At 51.6% G+C, this 16710-nt stretch carries 16 protein-coding genes and 3 tRNA genes; 5 read left to right on the top strand and 14 right to left on the bottom strand.

All coding sequences use genetic code 11. From position 1 onward, the window contains the following. Positions 1 to 45: 45 nt before the first annotated feature. The 6 genes from RHOLA_RS01145 to RHOLA_RS01120 all read right to left on the bottom strand — a co-directional run bounded on the left by RHOLA_RS01145 (position 46) and on the right by RHOLA_RS01120 (position 3506). Positions 46 to 1101: a UDP-N-acetylmuramate dehydrogenase gene (locus tag RHOLA_RS01145; RefSeq protein ID WP_038501796.1), complete on the bottom strand. Its 1056-nt coding sequence runs from the start codon at positions 1099 to 1101 to the stop codon at positions 46 to 48. After that, on the bottom strand, positions 1101 to 1523 hold the full coding sequence (locus RHOLA_RS01140; protein WP_038501794.1) for a MaoC/PaaZ C-terminal domain-containing protein: 423 nt from the start codon (positions 1521 to 1523) through the stop codon (positions 1101 to 1103). Before RHOLA_RS01140 ends, RHOLA_RS01145 begins: the two co-directional genes overlap by 1 nt. Beyond that, positions 1523 to 1966 (bottom strand): FAS1-like dehydratase domain-containing protein, encoded by a 444-nt coding sequence (locus RHOLA_RS01135; protein WP_038501792.1) that lies wholly within the window; start codon positions 1964 to 1966, stop codon positions 1523 to 1525. Before RHOLA_RS01135 ends, RHOLA_RS01140 begins: the two co-directional genes overlap by 1 nt. Before the next feature lie 63 nt (positions 1967 to 2029). Continuing rightward, positions 2030 to 2103 (bottom strand) — tRNA-Met (locus tag RHOLA_RS01130). A 42-nt stretch (positions 2104 to 2145) separates the two neighbouring features. Beyond that, positions 2146 to 2217, bottom strand: a tRNA-Thr gene (locus RHOLA_RS01125). A gap of 101 nt (positions 2218 to 2318) precedes the next feature. Next, positions 2319 to 3506, bottom strand: a complete 1188-nt coding sequence (locus RHOLA_RS01120; RefSeq protein ID WP_038503614.1) for a sugar ABC transporter substrate-binding protein — start codon at positions 3504 to 3506, stop codon at positions 2319 to 2321. A 62-nt stretch (positions 3507 to 3568) separates the two neighbouring features. Here RHOLA_RS01120 and RHOLA_RS01115 point away from each other — a divergent pair, with 62 nt between their 5' ends. Together RHOLA_RS01115 and RHOLA_RS01110 are read left to right on the top strand one after the other, a co-directional pair. Beyond that, positions 3569 to 5272 carry a glycoside hydrolase family 13 protein gene (locus RHOLA_RS01115; protein WP_038501790.1) on the top strand — a complete coding sequence of 568 codons (1704 nt, stop codon included), beginning with the start codon at positions 3569 to 3571 and terminating at the stop codon, positions 5270 to 5272. Positions 5273 to 5274: 2 nt separating this feature from the next. Continuing rightward, on the top strand, positions 5275 to 6963 hold the full coding sequence (locus tag RHOLA_RS01110; RefSeq protein ID WP_038501788.1) for a glycoside hydrolase family 13 protein: 1689 nt from the start codon (positions 5275 to 5277) through the stop codon (positions 6961 to 6963). Here the strand turns inward: RHOLA_RS01110 and RHOLA_RS01105 are convergent. From RHOLA_RS01105 to RHOLA_RS01090, 4 genes are read right to left on the bottom strand one after another with little or no spacing between them, the layout of a single operon-like run. After that, entirely contained in the window at positions 6960 to 9050 is a 2091-nt protein-coding gene (locus tag RHOLA_RS01105; protein ID WP_051636158.1) for an MMPL family transporter, read from the bottom strand. The genes RHOLA_RS01110 and RHOLA_RS01105 overlap by 4 nt on opposite strands. A 39-nt stretch (positions 9051 to 9089) precedes the next feature. Beyond that, positions 9090 to 9497, bottom strand: a complete 408-nt coding sequence (locus RHOLA_RS01100) for an acyl-CoA thioesterase (protein WP_084321311.1) — start codon at positions 9495 to 9497, stop codon at positions 9090 to 9092. 53 nt (positions 9498 to 9550) lie between these two features. Beyond that, entirely contained in the window at positions 9551 to 9820 is a 270-nt protein-coding gene (locus RHOLA_RS01095; RefSeq protein ID WP_038501786.1) for a helix-turn-helix transcriptional regulator, read from the bottom strand. Positions 9821 to 9824: 4 nt separating this feature from the next. After that, positions 9825 to 10772, bottom strand: coding sequence for a TerC family protein (locus tag RHOLA_RS01090; protein WP_084321309.1), 948 nt, complete (start codon positions 10770 to 10772; stop codon positions 9825 to 9827). Positions 10773 to 10858: 86 nt separating this feature from the next. Between RHOLA_RS01090 and RHOLA_RS01085 the strand changes: the two genes are divergently transcribed. Beyond that, complete coding sequence (locus tag RHOLA_RS01085) at positions 10859 to 11818, top strand: sodium-dependent bicarbonate transport family permease (RefSeq protein ID WP_038501784.1); 960 nt, start codon at positions 10859 to 10861, stop codon at positions 11816 to 11818. A gap of 64 nt (positions 11819 to 11882) precedes the next feature. Here the strand turns inward: RHOLA_RS01085 and RHOLA_RS01080 are convergent. Beyond that, positions 11883 to 11964 (bottom strand) — tRNA-Tyr (locus RHOLA_RS01080). 158 nt (positions 11965 to 12122) lie between these two features. Between RHOLA_RS01080 and RHOLA_RS01075 the strand changes: the two genes are divergently transcribed. Both RHOLA_RS01075 and RHOLA_RS01070 read left to right on the top strand, forming a co-directional pair. Then, entirely contained in the window at positions 12123 to 13157 is a 1035-nt protein-coding gene (locus tag RHOLA_RS01075; RefSeq protein WP_038501782.1) for a LacI family DNA-binding transcriptional regulator, read from the top strand. Positions 13158 to 13192: 35 nt separating this feature from the next. Then, positions 13193 to 13681 carry a YajQ family cyclic di-GMP-binding protein gene (locus RHOLA_RS01070; RefSeq protein WP_038501779.1) on the top strand — a complete coding sequence of 163 codons (489 nt, stop codon included), beginning with the start codon at positions 13193 to 13195 and terminating at the stop codon, positions 13679 to 13681. 32 nt (positions 13682 to 13713) lie between these two features. On the opposite strand, the gene RHOLA_RS01065 is transcribed toward RHOLA_RS01070, so the two are convergent. The 3 genes from RHOLA_RS01065 to RHOLA_RS01055 are packed head-to-tail and all read right to left on the bottom strand — an operon-like array spanning position 13714 to position 16703. Then, positions 13714 to 14970: an MFS transporter gene (locus RHOLA_RS01065; protein ID WP_038501776.1), complete on the bottom strand. Its 1257-nt coding sequence runs from the start codon at positions 14968 to 14970 to the stop codon at positions 13714 to 13716. 12 nt (positions 14971 to 14982) lie between these two features. Further along, positions 14983 to 15993, bottom strand: a complete 1011-nt coding sequence (locus tag RHOLA_RS01060; RefSeq protein WP_084321307.1) for a polyprenyl synthetase family protein — start codon at positions 15991 to 15993, stop codon at positions 14983 to 14985. After that, the gene (locus RHOLA_RS01055; protein ID WP_038501773.1) at positions 15990 to 16703 is read right to left on the bottom strand and encodes a demethylmenaquinone methyltransferase; all 714 of its coding nucleotides are present in this window, start codon (positions 16701 to 16703) and stop codon (positions 15990 to 15992) included. Before RHOLA_RS01055 ends, RHOLA_RS01060 begins: the two co-directional genes overlap by 4 nt. Positions 16704 to 16710: the final 7 nt, after the last annotated feature.

Raw genomic sequence — 16710 nt, 5'->3', positions numbered from 1 at the left:
CGACATAACTTATCGCCACGCCCACTGCTCGCAAAAACTTTTCGGCTAAATAAAACCAATCAAGTTTGGTTCGGGCACCAGGTTGATGCCGAACTTATTTGAAACTCGCACCTGAACGTATTCGGCCAACTGCAAAATTTCTGTTGCGGTGGCTCCTCCGGTGTTAACGATTGCAAGAGTGTGCTTGCTTGAAATTGCCGCCCTAGAACCCGCAATCCTAAATCCTTTTTCAATTCCAGCATTTTCAATCAGCCAAGCTGCCGAAAGCTTTACGGTCAGTCCGTCGTCTTCTTCTGACTCATACTTTGGTGCATCGTCTGGTAAGCCTCGGGCAACTCGATCGCTGACAATCGGGTTGGTGAAGAAACTTCCACAACTTACAGAATCCGGATCGTTCTCGTCAATAACCATGCCCTTGCGTGCGCGCAACTTTAGAACGCTGGCACGAACAGCTTCAAGTGAGACCTGCGCCCCCATGGCAACACCAAGATCAGCAGCAATCTGAGTTGAGTAAAGCGGGCGACTTAGTCCATCCAGTTTTTGCAATTCAAATTCAACCCAGGTAATGACGCCCGGACGGCCGCGCTTGATTGCACTGTCGCGGTAACCAAACTGCAAATCCTTGGCCTCAAGGATGGCAATCTCGTGAGTCTCGTAATCAACAAACTCAAGGCGCACCATGCTGTCACTTAGTTCTTGACCGTAGGCGCCAATGTTCTGCACTGGCGAAGCCCCCACTGTTCCAGGGATTCCACTCATTGCCTCAATTCCGGCAAGTCCAGCCTTTACCGTGTGGGCAACAAAGTCATCCCAGTTTTCACCGGCTTGCACGCGCACCACGACTCGGGTTTCGTCTTTGTTGCGCACAGGCTCAATGCCCATGTTCTCAACTTTTATTACGCGCAAGTTTTCAACGTTGTCGGCAACCACCATATTTGTTCCGCCACCAAGCAGTAACCAATCATCGCCGCTTCGCCAAACATTCAGCGTGTGTTCAATTAGATCGTCGCGCGTTTTTGCAGCGTAAATTTCGGCTGGGGTGCCGCCAACCCGCATTGAAGTTAAATCTGCAAGTGGGTGCGGGGTAACTGGTGTTGCCATTAGAGCTGAACTCGCGCCTGTGCTTTACCAAGAACCTTGTTTTCTTCAAAGACAGCCTCAAGATCAATTCGCACTACATGGTTCTCGGCATCAATTTCGCCAACTTTGCCGGTTACAACTAGTACCGCGCCATTTTCCGAATCAACCACAACTGGCTTAGTGAAGCGAACCTGGTAGTCAACAATCGATCCAGCGTTGCCAACCCAGTCAACCGCAACTTGAACTGCCGCGCCCATGGTCAACATTCCGTGCGCAAGCACGCCGGGTAGCCCAACTGCCGCTGCAACGTCGTCGCGGTAGTGAATCTGATTGAAATCCCCAGAGGCGCCCGCGTAACGCACAAGAGAATCGCGAGTCAGTAAAAATTCTGTGCTGCCAATAACTTGGCCGACTTCAAGCGCAGCGATATTGATGTGAGTCATTACTCGTCACCCCTGACCACGAGAGTTGAAATTGCAGTGCAAACCAACTCTTTGCTGACGTCGTAAATTTTGGTTTCAAAAGTCACCATCGAGTGGGCGCCAAGTGACTTCACACTGGCCACCTCGAGCTCGCTTACTAGTTCATCGCCCGCCACAATCGGGCGAGCGTGAATGAAGCGCTGCTCACCGTGCACCACGCGAGAAAAGTCAATGTCTGCCTCTGGGTCATTCAACACGGTTGCCAGCGAGCGCTCTTGAATAACCACCGCGAAGGTTGGTGGGGCAATCACATCGGTGTAGCCGGCTGCTTGCGCGGCGAACACATCCAGGTTCATTGCATTTGTTGACTTAACCGCGTGGGCGAATTCGCGAATCTTCTCGCGGCCAACCAGATAAGGATCTGTTGCCGGATACTTCTTGCCCTGAACGTTTGGATTTACCACTTGTTAAGTGTCGCAGTTTCTCTCATTAAACGAAAAAGCCCCGCTAGGGACTTGAGTCAGAAGTAGCTGAGGCGGGACTCGAACCCGCGACCCCACGATTATGAGTCGTGTGCTCTAACCACCTGAGCTACCCAGCCGGGCATTGCCTACAAATCAGACAATTGGTTGTTTTTGAAACGAGCCCCGAGCCAGGATTGAACTGGCGACCCCTTCCTTACCATGGAAGTGCTCTACCACTGAGCTATCGGGGCGTTTGTGCATCGGCTTCAAGCGCCAGGCACCAAAAGACTTTAGCACTTTTAGCGCGGTGCTGGCAAAAATATCTGCCATGAAGCAGGTAAGCGAAGAGCGGTTATTGATTGATTGACGACTTGATGTCAGCGATCATTTGATTCCAAATAACCTCTGGTTTGCCTTGACGACGAATGATTGCGATTTCAGAAGCGCCCCAGGATGCCCAAACCGAACCCATAGCCGGAATCGCCGGCAATGGCTCAGCCTTTCGTCCAGCGTTTCCAAACCCCTGGACCACACGATCATCTTTTGCGGCGTCAAAGGCAGATTTGTTTGCTGGCACTCTTCCGGTAACTAAAAACAATTCTTTCTGGTGCTCTGATTTAGCCACGTAATCCACGACAAACTTCTTTGCATAAAAAGCATCCTTTGAAGCTTTTGATACGTAAAAACCTCGTGAGCTCAAGAAGGAAACAGCTTCCTTACCCCCGACGGATGGAATTGAGTAGATGTTGAATTCTGCTGAGTCAAGGCCAAGCTGATCTTTAGCCCAAGGTCCGGTAATCCAACATCCCTTGCTGCCGCTCTTTAACGCAGACACCGATGAGTCCCAGGTTGAAGCCGGGTCCAACATTATTTTTCCCTCGCTGCTCAACCACTTTGCAAATTCCACGCCGCCGTTAGCCAAATCAAGCTCCGGTGTGTAGTCGCCGTTTTGATCCTTCTTAAAAACGTGAGCTCCAAAAGAGGTTTGGATTGGGTAGAGGTGGTACGGGTCTCCTCCGCCAGCATTCAAGCTCAAGGCAAGGCCAACCTCCTTAACCTGCTGCCAGTTGGGTTGCTCCCAGGCCTGAAGTTTTTCAAACTTCTTTGCATTGCAAACTAAAGCCAAATTTTCGATGGTGTACGGCAGCCCATAGGTCTTTCCTTCGTATTGGAAAGCCGCCACAGCGTTGTCATAAAAGTCACCTTTTTTGCCACCCAGATCCATCGGTTCGATTAATCCATTGGCATAGAGTTCGCCAACCCAATCGTGCGCACCCACCAAGACATCAGGCCCACCCCCGGTGGCTGCTTGGCTTAGAAAGTTAGAGCGAGGATCCTGTTGCACCACCAGGTTCACGCTTACCTTGGTGTCTTTCCTAAATTCAGCGGCCGCCTTCTCTAGCGCCTTAGCTTCCAGTTCATCGACCCACACGGTAATCGCATCAGTCTTAGGTGTTGGATCCTGTGCACAGCCGCTAAATCCAAGGCCTAACGCCAGCGCAATAGATCCAGCGATGATTGATTTCTTGATGGTGGCCATTGAAATATCAAAGCACACAGCCAGTTCAATTGACCGTAATTAATTTCACTTAGGCTTTATACATGTCTGAATCAAGCCAATTTTTAACCACGAACAACCCTGCGGCCGAATGGTGGCGCACCTCGGTCATTTATCAGATCTACCCAAGATCATTTGCCGACGCCGACGGCGACGGCCTTGGCGACCTAAAAGGAATCACCTCAAGACTTGATTCGCTAGCGTCACTGGGTATTGATGCAATTTGGTTCAGCCCCTTCTTTAAAAGCCCCCAAAAAGATGCCGGTTACGACATCAGCGATTACCGACTCATTGACCCAATTTTTGGCACCAACGAAGACTTTGAAATCCTGCTTGAAAAAGCAAAGTCACTTGGTATTCGAATCATCGTTGATATCGTTCCCAACCACACCAGCGATCAACACGCTTGGTTTCAGGCGGCAATTAACTCTGCTCCGGGATCTAGCGAACGTGCCTACTATCACTTCAAAGACGGCAAGGGTGTAAACGGCGAACTTCCACCAAACAACTGGCAGTCAATCTTTGGTGGCCCCGCTTGGTCAAGAATTACTGAGGCAGACGGCTCCCCTGGTCAGTGGTACCTGCACCTCTTTGACTCATCACAGCCAGACCTAAATTGGGAGAACCCTGCAGTAGCCGATGAGTTTGATGAGATTCTTCGCTTCTGGCTAAGAAAGGGTGTCGACGGTTTCCGAGTTGACGTTGCCCACGGCATGGTGAAACGTGCTGGGCTACCAGACGCAACTATCTACGACGAAAATCTTCGCGAGCGTCCAATTTCAAACTTAACCATGCAAGAGGCCGAAGAAGCCGTTCCTTACTGGGGACAGCCTGGGGTGCACGAGGCAATTCGTCGCTTCCGACGAGTGATTGATGAATTTGAGGATCGGGCAATGTGTGCTGAGGCTTCGATGAGTCCGCTTCCTCGATTGGCAATGTGGGTTAGGCCAGACGAGTATCACCAGTCATTTAACTTTGACTACATGCACGGTGAGTATGACCCGGCTGCGATCAAGAAAATTGTCACCGACTCAATTGTTGAGTACACAAAAGTTGGCGCTTCAAGCACCTGGGTGATGTCAAACCACGATGGTATTCGCCATGCAACCCGATTGGGAATTGCTCCAGAAAACACTCCGCGTCCGGGTGACGGAATTCACCCGACCGATCCAGCACCGGACGAGGCGCTTGGACTGCGTCGCGCTCGTGCGGCAACATCTTTCATGCTTGGACTGCCAGGTTCGTCATATCTATATCAGGGTGAAGAACTTGGACTCCCGGAGGCTTGGCAACTTGAGGGCAAGTATCGTCAAGACCCCACCTACGCGCGAACCAAGGGTGAGCGAATCGGGCGTGACGGATGCCGCGTGCCACTGCCTTGGGAAGCAGGAGTTGGCGCAGCCAATGGATTTAACACCACCGGAGAATCTTGGTTGCCTCAACCAGCCAACTACCGAGTCTTCTCACGCAACTTGCAAGAAGGTGTTGCTGGCTCAACCCTGGAGCTCTACAAACGTCTATTGAAAGAGCGCAAGTTGTTTGGGCTCGGCGCAGGTGCCTTCCGCTGGGCTGATGAGTACCAAGATAAAAACACGCTTGCCTACATCAATAACGGAGTGCTGGTGTTGATGAATTTTGGACCCGACGCTGTTGCCCTGCCTGCAGGTGAAGTTCTGGTGACAACTCAGCATGACCTAACTGCCGAGCGCGAGCTAGAGCATGACCAGGTCGTGTGGATTAAGTTGTAGCAATGCCAATTGATCTGACCGCCGGAGTTCGTCACAAATCTAATTTCAATGGTGAATGGTGGCGCTCAGCGGTTATCTATCAGATCTACCCTCGATCTTTCGCCGATTCAAACGGCGACGGAATGGGTGACCTACCTGGCATAACTTCACGATTGGATTCTCTTGCTGCCTTGGGGATCGATGCGATTTGGCTTTCTCCTTTTATGCGCTCACCTCAAAAAGATGCGGGTTACGACGTAAGCGACTATCGCGATGTGGATCCGCTGTTTGGAACTTTGGATGATTTTGATGCCATGGTTAGCCGGGCGCATTTGCTGAAAATCCGAGTACTTGTTGACCTGGTTCCAAATCACACCAGTGACCAACACGACTGGTTTCAAGCCGCACTGAAATCTGCGCCGGGTTCAGCCGAACGCGCCTTCTACCATTTCAAAGATGGCAAAGGTCAGAAAGGCGAGCTACCCCCTAATAACTGGTTGTCTATGTTTGGTGGTCCAGCTTGGACAAGAACCACCAACACCGATGGCACCCCCGGGCAGTGGTACCTTCACCTATTTGATTCGTCTCAACCGGATCTAAATTGGGAGAACCCAAAGGTTGAAGAGGCCTTCGAAGAAATTCTGCGATTCTGGTTGGACCGTGGAGTCGATGGTTTTCGCGTTGATCAACCACACGCAATGGCAAAAGCCGCTGGCCTTCCTGATCACCCAGACATCGAACGTGCTGGCGCAGGTTTTATTGAGGGCGAACCATCGCCGCCGATGTGGTTTCAAGAATCCGTGCATCCAATTTTTAGAAAATGGCGAGCAATTCTAGATAGCTACCCGGGTGATCGCGCGATGTGTGGTGAAGCCTACGTGCTTCCGCTCTCATTCATGGCGCTATGGGTTCGTGCTGACGAGTTCAACCAAACTTTCAATTTTCGGTTTCTAGATTCAGAGTGGAAGCCAGAAATTCTGTTCAACACAATCAATGAATCTTTTACCGCCTTCGATGGTGTTGGCGCCCCGTCTACCTGGGTGCTTTCCAATCACGACATCATTCGTCACGCTTCACGCATGGGTGGCCTCACCGGTCGGCCAACCGCCTCAAATGGAATTGGCCCAAACGATCCGCAGCCGGATCGCGAACTAGGCCTGCGTCGCGCCCGCGCAGCCACGCTGTTTACCCTTGCGCTGCCGGGGTCTATGTATTTGTATCAGGGTGAGGAACTTGGTCTGCCCGAGCACACCACCCTGGAACCCCAGTACCGTCAGGACCCTACATTTGCCCGCACAAATGGCCAAAGAGTTGGTCGCGATGGTTGCCGAGTGCCGCTGCCTTGGGAGTCTGGGGCTGGCGCGGCAAATGGTTTCAACACCACTGGCAAATCTTGGTTGCCGCAGCCAGAAATTTACGCTGCCTATTCAAGAGATCAGCAAGATGGTGTAGCCGGATCAACTCTTGAGCTCTACAAGCACGCGCTCAAGTTACGAGCCGAACTAAAACTTGGAGAAGGCTCGTTTGAATGGGTTGCGGAATACATCGGTGAAAAATCACTTGGTTTTCGCAACGGTGAAATTCTTGTGGTTCATAACTTTGGCCATGAACCAATTTCACTTCCAGCCGGTGAAGTTGTTGCCTTAAGCCTGCACGGAATGACCAGCGGCCATGCGTTGGTCGCTGATCAAACCGTTTGGCTAAAGATTTAAGACTGGTACTTCTTGTTTGGCAGCCAGAACTTCTTGCCGGTCATAAACGCAAGGGCGGGAACAATCACGGTTCGCACCAACAGGGTGTCCAGCAGCACACCAATGCAAACAATCACACCGATCTGTGCCAGCGCGACCAGAGGTAGCACGCCAAGCACCGCGAAAACGGCAGCCAGCAAAATACCCGCACTGGTGATCACGCCACCGGTTGCGCTCAATGCCTTAATCATTCCCTCTTTGGTACCAAGCTTTTCTGCCTCTTCTTTTGCTCGGGTGACCAGGAAGATGTTGTAGTCAACACCCAGGGCAACCAGGAACAAGAAGCTGTAGAGGAACACGCTGAGGTCAAGTGCCGGGAAGCCAAGCACGTTGACGAAAATCCACCAGCCGGCACCCATCGATGCAAAGAATGATGCAACCACGGTGACCAGCAAGAGCACTGGAGCAACCAGCGCACGCAGCAGCAGCACCAACACCACAAAGACCAAAATCAGAATCAGTGGAATAACAATTAGCTGGTCGTGTGCGTAGGCTTCTTTTACATCAAGTGCCTGAGCATCTAAACCACCAACCATTGCGTCGGCGCCATCAATTTCTTGCACCGCCGCGCGCAGTGCCTTGATTGAGGCATAGGCCTCTTCAGACTGACTCTCGCCGTCAAGCACAACATCTAGCCGAGTGAACTCGGAGCTCTTTGCCCCAATTGAAACCGATGCAACACCCTCGACCTTTTCAGCCGCGTGCTTCACATCGTTCATCTGCTCGTTATTAGTGATCACGATTGATGGACTGGTACTTCCGGCCGGGAATGCCTCGGCAAGAACCTGCTGACCAACCACGGCCTCGGGAGTCTTCAGGAATCGATCAGTTGATGCCAGACCAACTTGAATGCCGCCAACGCCAGAGGCGAGACCACCCAAAATCAGCACGCCCAGAACAGAAACTGCAACTGGCCTCTTGCTTACTCCGCGGCCAAGCTTTGCCCAAAGTCCGCTGTCGCTCTTGTTGACGCCACCAAACTTTGGAACAAACGGCCAGAACAATCCACGACCAAAAACAACTAGCGCTGCAGGAAGAACGCACAGCGCCGCAATCATGGCAATGACAATTCCGACCGCACAAACAATTCCAAGTGCTCGGTTTCCGGCTAGGTCTGCGAACGCCAATGTCAAAAGTGCAAGGGTGACAGTTGAGCCAGATGCGATGATTGCCGGTCCTGCACCGCGCACCGCCTTGGCCATGGCCTCGTGACGATCCTCAGTGGATAGCAACTCTTCGCGGTATCGGGCTATCAAAAGCAACGCGTAGTTGGTGCCGGCACCAAACACCAACACCGACAAAATTCCGGTTACCGAACCATCGGGCGTAATGCCAAATAGTTTTGCAACCTGACGAGCTAATTGCCCAGCCATCCCATCAGCTGTACCTACAACCAGCAATGGCACCAACCAAAGCGTTGGTGAACGATAGGTAATCAGTAGCAGCACGGCAACTACCACGACTGTTGAAAGGAGCAATGTAAAGTCAGCACCGGCGAATACACCGGATAGGTCTGCACTAAATCCCTCTGGACCGGTTACATAAACTTCAAGACCGGCAGGAATATCTTCTTTCGCAATCTCCCTGATTTTTTCAATACGCGATGTGATTTCTTCAGTTGCGTCTGTCTTTTCCATCGGCACGGTGATCACAGCGGTGGTTTTGTCTTCTGAGATTGAAGCCGGTGGAACAAACTTGGCATCGTTGAATTCAGCGTTGGTGAATTCCAAGAACTTCTCGTTGGCGCCACCGGTTGGCAGCTGGGTCATCGGGTCAAACTCACCCTGCAGCCACTGGGTCTGAGCCTTGGTAAGTTCACTGTCTGACGCGTAAACAATTACGGCGGCGGTTGAATCAGAACCTGGCAATGTCGCCAGCTTTTCATCAACAATTACCGATTCGGTGTCTGCCGGAAGCCCAACACCGGGGTTTAGCTCTGTACTTGCCGCTCGCAATGGACCAAATGCAAGAATCGCAAAAAATAGTCCAATTAGCAGAGTGACCCAGGCACTCTTGCGTCCGGTGATGAAATTGATGAAACCTGACAACTTTGTCTCCCCTTGTTTATAAAACTTTGTTCTTCATCTCTAGAGATGCTCTTGCGGGATTCGATCCCTATCGGTGCTTACCTCTGTATAACCATGAGGAAGCGGCTTACCTTCCTGATCCAGACTTACAAAGACTATGTGGTCCACCGTCAGAATGTTCTTCTTTGTGACCATGTTGCGAACCTCGGCTCGCATGGTGATTGAGGTAGTGCCAAACTTGGTAGCTACCAGACCCATTTCAATCAGGTCACCCTTAATTGCCGAGGCAACAAAATTGATTTCAGAGATGATTTTGGTGACCACGCGACGGTTTCCCAGCTGAAGAATGGCGTAAATTGTGGCCTCTTCGTCAATCCACTTAAGTAGGCTGCCACCAAATAAGGTGCCGTTGGCGTTCAGGTCTTCTGGGCGAACCCACTTGCGGGTGGTGAACTCGATCTCGCTCAAAGCGCTCCCTTGGTGCTAGTTGTTAATCCAACTCTAGAGGCGCAGGGGGTTATTTAGCCAAACAGCGATAGCAGGTCAGCCACCTTGGTGTGGTCATTGAGCGGGTGCCGCATCGCTAATTCGCCGTGAACGGTGTAGCGGTTGTTGCGGCCAACTTTTTCTTTGACCAGGTAGCCTGCGTCAACCAAATCGTTGAGAATGCCGGCGGTCGCCCTTGCGGTGATGCCAACTTTTGCTGAGATTTGATCGATGGTTAGTTCCGGGTCCTGGGCAATCGCCACCAGCACGTGTCCGTGGTGAGTAAGAAAAGTCCAGTTGGCCATGCCACTATTCTCCTACTTTTACCGCCTCAGGCTTGTTATCGCCACTTACACGCGTGACTCTGAAGCTTGCAATAATCGCCACCGCAAGAATTGCAATGATCACGCCGAGGGATATCGGGGTTGGAATTTTGACAATGTCGTGCAGACCCATCTTGATACCAACCCAAATGAGCACCAGCGCCAAACCTAGCTTGAGGTAAACAAATCGGTGCATCATGTCGGCAAGTAAGAAGTACATCGCTCGAAGACCCAGGATTGCAAAGGCGTTTGCGGTGAAAACTAGGAATGGCTCCGAGGTCACCGCAAAGATAGCCGGAATCGAGTCGACGGCAAAGATTATGTCGGTGAACTCAATCAAAACCAGAACCATCAAAAGCGGTGTTGCGATTAGCGCGCCGTTCTTTCTAATGAATAGCTTTTGGCCGTGGTACTCGTTGGTCGAAGGAACGATGCGAGAGAACCATCTGAAGAATTTCGACTTAGATGGGTCGCTGTGCTCTGAGCGCTTGCGCAACATTTGAATGCCGGTGAAGATCAGGAATGCGGCAAAAAGGTAAAGTACCCATGCGAAACTCTCGATGATTACGGATCCTGCGGCGATAAAGATTCCACGGAATACCAGTGCGCCCAAAACACCAAGGAAAAGCACGCGGTGCTGATACTTTCTTGGCACTGCGAAGCTGGCAAAAATTATTGCCCAAATAAATACGTTGTCGACGGCAAGAGATTTCTCAATCAAGAATCCGGCGAAGTACTGCTGGCCAAATTCGGCGCCAAAATAATTCCACATCAAAACTCCAAAAGCCACTCCGGTGGCCACCCAGAACGCCGACCAAATTGCAGCCTCTTTCACGGCAATCTCGTGAGCCTTGCGGTGAGCGAACAGGTCAATCAGCAGCATCACCAAGATCAACCCGATAACCGAGGTCCACATCCAGAGTTCGACGTTCATTTGCACACTTTCTCGAAGGAAGTTTGATTACAGAATATTATTTCCTGTATTCTATTTCCTGTCAAATCAACTTCGGAAAGTCGCCCGTGGATTCAATACAACTCGCCCTGGCAAATATCGCCTCCCCTCCCGTTTTGGCCTTCATTCTTGGGCTTTCGCTGGTCCTAGTTCGCAGCCAACTGCAAATTCCCGGTCAGATATTTGATTTTCTGTCGATCTACCTTTTGCTTGCAATCGGCATCAAGGGCGGAGTTTCGCTGAGCACCACACCAGCCGCCGAGGTGTGGCTGCCGGTGCTGGTGGCTATCGGTGTTGGCTGCTTGATTCCAATCGCGGTATTTTTTGGACTCAAGCTGATTACTCCGCTGGACAAAATAAATCGTGGTGCCCTGGCCGCTCATTACGGTTCTACATCGCTGGTCACCTTCACCGCCGGTCTGGTCTTTCTAGAGAACGCTAATTTGGCGGTTGAGGGGTACATGCCCTCGCTGCTTGCCGTCATGGAGGTTCCTGGCATCATCGTGGGCATCCTGTTGGCTAAGCGGTCGTCGCGAGATGGCGCGCTGTCAACCGCGCTCAACGAAGTGTTTACCTCCAAATCGGTGATTCTTTTGATTGGTGGAATTTTGATTGGGTTCATCACTGGCCCCACCGGCTACGAAAAAGTCGAGCCATTCTTTGGCAGCATTTTCACCGGCATGCTCACGATCTTCCTGCTGCAACTGGGTATCCAGGCTGGCAAAAGCGTGAAGGAAGCGCGTCGTGCCGGCTTTGGTCTGCTGGCCTTTGCCCTGGGATTTCCGTTGGTCTCGGGCGCTCTGGGAGTTGCCATCTCCCAAGCTATTGGCATCAGTCAGGGTGGCTCGGTGGTTTTTGGCCTGCTCTGCGCGAGTGCCTCTTATATCGCTGCTCCGGCTGCCGTCAAGCTTTCATTACCCGATGCAAAACCCGGGCTCTACATCACCACCAGCCTGGGCATCACATTCCCGATGAACCTTTTCGTGGGCATCCCTTTTTTGACCTGGTTCTCCGGGGTGATCCTTTAGGGATCTGGCTTCTTTATAACCACAACAGCAAAGCCCTCTCAATTCAATGAGAGGGCTTCTGTTGTGGCTAGTGAGGGATTCGAACCCCCGAAGGCTGAGCCAGCTGATTTACAGTCAGTTCCCTTTGGCCACTTGGGTAACTAGCCAGGTGCACTTCCGGCCGCCTGTAATCAGCCGAACGGATGTGCTTGAAAAGTTTAGCCGAATAATCCACAGGCCTGAAATCCAGATTGCCCTGAGAGGCGCATAGGGCCTAGGTTTGTAAAAGATTTACATTTCACCAACGAAATTTACAGGAATTTACATGGCTGGCATCGAAGACGTTGCAAGGCTTGCGGGCGTTTCAACCGCAACGGTCTCGCGTGCCCTGAGCGGCAAAGACGTTGTCTCAGAGAAGGCCCGTCAAAAGGTTGAAGAGGCCGCTCGCGAACTTGGCTACATCGCCTCACACTCTGCCTACACCTTGGCCACGGGCCGCAATCGAAATATCGGTGTGGTTATGCCATACGTTGATCGATGGTTTTTCTCTTCGGCCCTGGAAGCAATTGAATCAACTCTCATTGAGCACGGCTACGACCTGACGCTCTACAACATGAGCGGTGGTGCCGAGCAACGCAAAAAGATTTTCACCGATTTTCTTTTGCGCAAGCGAGTTGACGCCGTGATTACTCTTGCGGTTCATCCCGATGAAGAAGAACTTGCTCAACTCGACAAAATGAAAAAGCCGATCATCGCTATTGGTGGTCAGGTGCATGGTGCCAGAAGCCTTTCGATGAATGACCACGATGCCGGCAAACTTGCCACCGAGCACTTGCTTTCACTTGGGCACACTCGCGTTGCCAACATTAGCGGTGCGGTTAAGACCGACCGAGAATTTAATCAGGCAGACAAACGCCGCGAGGGTTACCTTGAGGCTATGCATGAAGCCGGTCTTGAGACTCGAAAGAACTGGTTGGTTGAAGCCGACTACACCGCGCAGGGCGCCTACAAAGTTGCCAAGCAGATGCTGGGTGATCCAAAGAATTCACCAACCGCAATTTTTGCCAACTCCGATGAAATGGGTTTTGGCGCAATGATGGCCGCCAAAGATCTTGGCCTTCGAGTGCCCGAAGACATTTCAGTTATCGGAATCGACAACCACGACATGGCAGAGCTGTTTGGACTCACCACGATTGATCAGAATGTTCGAGCTCAAGGGGCTGAAGCTGCGCGACTGCTAATTTCAGTTTTGAGCGACCCCACCCTGGACAGTCATGTGAACGTTGAAGAAGACGTGGAGTGGCCAGTGAGTCTTTTGATTCGCTCGAGCACCGCCCGCCCTGCCGTGGGTGCCCGATAACAACCATTTATCGCGACGGTAAGTAAACTAACCACATGGCTGATTCAACATTCGACATCGTAAGCAAGGTAGACAAGCAAGAAGCGAACAACGCTTTGATGCAGGCTCAAAAGGAAATTGAGTCACGTTATGACTTCAAGGGAGTAGGCGCCGAGATTGACTGGTCAGGCGAAAAGATTTTGATGAAAGCATCTAGCGAAGAGCGCGTCAAGGCAGTGCTAGACGTGTTCCAGTCAAAGTTAGTGAAGCGCGGCATCTCGCTAAAGAGTTTTGTAGACGGAAAGCCTTACCCATCGGGCAAGGAATACCGCATTGAGGGCGAGCTCAAGAACGGCATCGACCAAGAGAACGCCAAAAAGATTTCAAAGATCATTCGCGAAGAAGGCCCAAAGAGTGTGAAGTGCCAAATTCAGGGTGACGAGCTTCGCGTGCAAAGCAAGAGCCGCGATGACCTACAGGAAACCATGGCCCTACTCAAGGGCAAGGACCTAGAGGTCGATGTGCAATTTCAAAACTTTAGATAAGTTTTGAAACATAGGAACTGTCAGAATTTCCGTTAGTCCTCAACCACTGACATCGCACCGGTAGCCGGATAGGCAGAATTTAAAGTTTCACTTGCCTTGGCCCGCTTGGCCACCATGCCGGCCAGTACTCCCGCCGCTAAGAAGGTAAGCACCGGGAATGCAAACGCAAGCGTTAGACCAACGTTGAGCGCCAATGCACCCATCAGATATTTGGCACCGATAATCGCAATCGAGTTCATGAAGCTCATGCGAGCCAAAACTTGTGCGGTGTTGAGGCCCTTTACGTAACCAGCTGCACTAAAGAACGATGGCACCATGGGTGCTGAACCCAAGCCGGCAAAGAAGAAACAGATGGCAACCGCAATCAGAGCAGCGTCTTGATTGGTGGTCGCAAGAATTGAACCGAGTGTGACACCTGCGGCGAGAGATATTCCCGCCAGCAAACCAGCAACCCTAGCCACTGTGCTGATGTGCCACTTACTGCCCAACTTATTAATTGAAAGCCTGCCAATAATCATGGCGGTTGAAAAAGCTGCGTAGGGAATTGCTCCTCGGCCGGCATCAAGCAACAACACGTTCTTTGCATAGACAGCAGACCAGTCCATCATGGCCAGTTCACCGAACACTCCGGTGAAGAGTCCGGCAGAAAGCAACCAAACCTGACCCGGCATCTTGAAGAAGGATTGCTTCTTGCCCTTGCTCTGACCTTGGCCGTGCCCATCTTCACTTGCAACCAGAAGATTGCGACCAAAAATAAACAGTGCCGCAATACCAAGACCTGGAATAAGCATCAGGTGTATCCAGAGCGGCATAAAGGTGGCCAAGAATCCACTCAGAATTGCCGAGAGAGTTGCACCAATGCTCCAGGAGGCATGAAAGCGACCAATAATCACTCGGTTCAATGCTTTTTGCAGCGCCACTGACTGTGAGTTGATCGAGATATTTAGAGTGCTGCCGCTGAGTGCACCCAGCGCCGTAAAGACAAGGTAGGTAATTGGGTCGTGGGCAAAAATCAAAGCCATCACAAATAGTGCCTGGCCCGCACCACCCACGATGGTTACATTTTTTGTTCCGAATCTTGCAATCAGTCGAGACGTGTAAAGCAAGCCCAGCATTCCGCCAAGGCCGGCAAGGCCGGAGATTAAGCCCCAAATCCCAAAGTCAGCACCAACCTGATCAATAAGTTCCGGGATGCGTGGGATCTGGGTGACACCAACAATTCCTTGGATGAAAAAGATTGCGGCAATTGCGTTATTAGCCTGATTCGCGCGTGCTTTAGTAAGTGCCATTAATCGGACTCGTTAGTTGTTGCGATCTACTACAGCTTGAGCGAACAGCGCTAGGGCGTTCTTTACTGGACCATCCGGCAAGACACTGATTGAAGCAACCGCATCATCGGCCCAGCGCTTGGCCTCTAGATAGGCCTGCTCGGCAACCGGGTGGTTGCGCAAACGCACGAGGGCTTCTTGCAATCGCGCGTCATCTTCAAGTCCACCATCAATCAAAGCTAGAAGTGAAACGGCTTCTGTGTCACCGGCTGCTGCTGCTTTGCGGAGGAGCAAAACTGGAAGAGTTGGCACACCGGCACGAAGATCTGTGCCGGGAGTTTTTCCTGATGGGCCAGCTGCAGAAATGTCAATCACGTCATCAATCAACTGGAAAGCAACTCCAACTTTTTCGCCGTAGGCACCCATTGGTTCCAGGTATTCGCGCGGTGCTCCAGAAAGCATGATGCCAAGTCTTGCTGCCGCGGCGATAAGAGAACCGGTTTTATCTGCCATCACCTGGATGTAGTGGGCAATTGGGTCTTCGGATTCGTTTGGTCCGATGGTCTCGTGTAACTGACCAAGGCAAAGACGCTCGAAGGTATCGGCTTGCAAAATAAGAGATTCTTCGCCAAGGCGTGAGCCAACCTGCGATGCGCGAGCAAACAAAAGATCGCCGGTCAAGATTGCAATGGAGTTACCCCAAATCATTTGTGCCGTCGGCACGCCACGACGAGTTGGAGCATCGTCCATTACATCGTCGTGATACAGGGTGGCCAGGTGGGTTAGCTCAACTACAACTGCCGCATCAATGATGTCTTGGTTTTTTGCGTCACCAAGTTGGGCCGAAAGCAAGACGAGAGTTGGACGAACGCGCTTGCCACCTGCGTCAACAAGGTGCCTTGCCGAGGCGCCAGCAATCTTGTCAGCGTGAGAGGTTGCCTGCTTTAGGTTTTCTTCAACAATTTCTAGGCCAGCTTCAAGTGATTTTAGAAGAGCGCGATCTGAAACTTTCTTTAGCTGACGAGGCAGCGAGATTGGGCTCACTTAGTGCCAGCCTTCGATGGGGCTTTGGTTCCCTTGTGGACCGCAACGATACCAAAGGTTAGGTTGCGGAAAGTGACATCGGTGTAGCCAGCTTTTTCAATTTTCAATTTGAGTTCGTGCTGATTTGGCCAGGCCAAGATTGACTCCGACAAATAGCTGTAGGCCTCTGGTGTCTTGCTGGCCAAGCTAGAGAATGCCGGCAGCACCTTGTTGAGGTAGAAGTTGTAGAAGGGTGCAAACCAGCGACTGGTGACTCTTGAGAATTCGCAGATCACAATCACACCACCGGGCTTGGTCACCCTGTACATTTCGGCGAGCGCCTTGGGCACGTCAACAACATTTCGCAGACCAAAAGAAATTGTGACCGCGTCAAACTCGCCGTCTGTAAATGGCAACTTGGTGGCATCTGCAAAAACAAACTCAATCTCTGGGTGACGCTGACGGCCAACCGCAAGCATGCCCTCTGAGAAATCGCCGGCAACAACTTTTACACCCGGCTTCAAGAAGGCCACCGATGACGCCCCGGTTCCCGCAGCAAGATCAAGGATTTTCTGACCGCTCTTTGGTGAAACCGCGTTGCGCACAATTTTGCGCCAGCGACGATCCTGCCCAAAAGATAGTAGGGCGTTGGTTAGGTCATAGGTGGGTGCCACTTCATCGAACATCGCGGCAACATCGGCCGGTTTTTTGTCTAGATTGGCTTTACTCACCTAACAA

Origin of the sequence: Rhodoluna lacicola, assembly GCF_000699505.1 — a bacterium.
GTDB lineage: Bacteria > Actinomycetota > Actinomycetes > Actinomycetales > Microbacteriaceae > Rhodoluna > Rhodoluna lacicola.
This window is presented reverse-complemented; position numbering and strand designations above follow the sequence as displayed.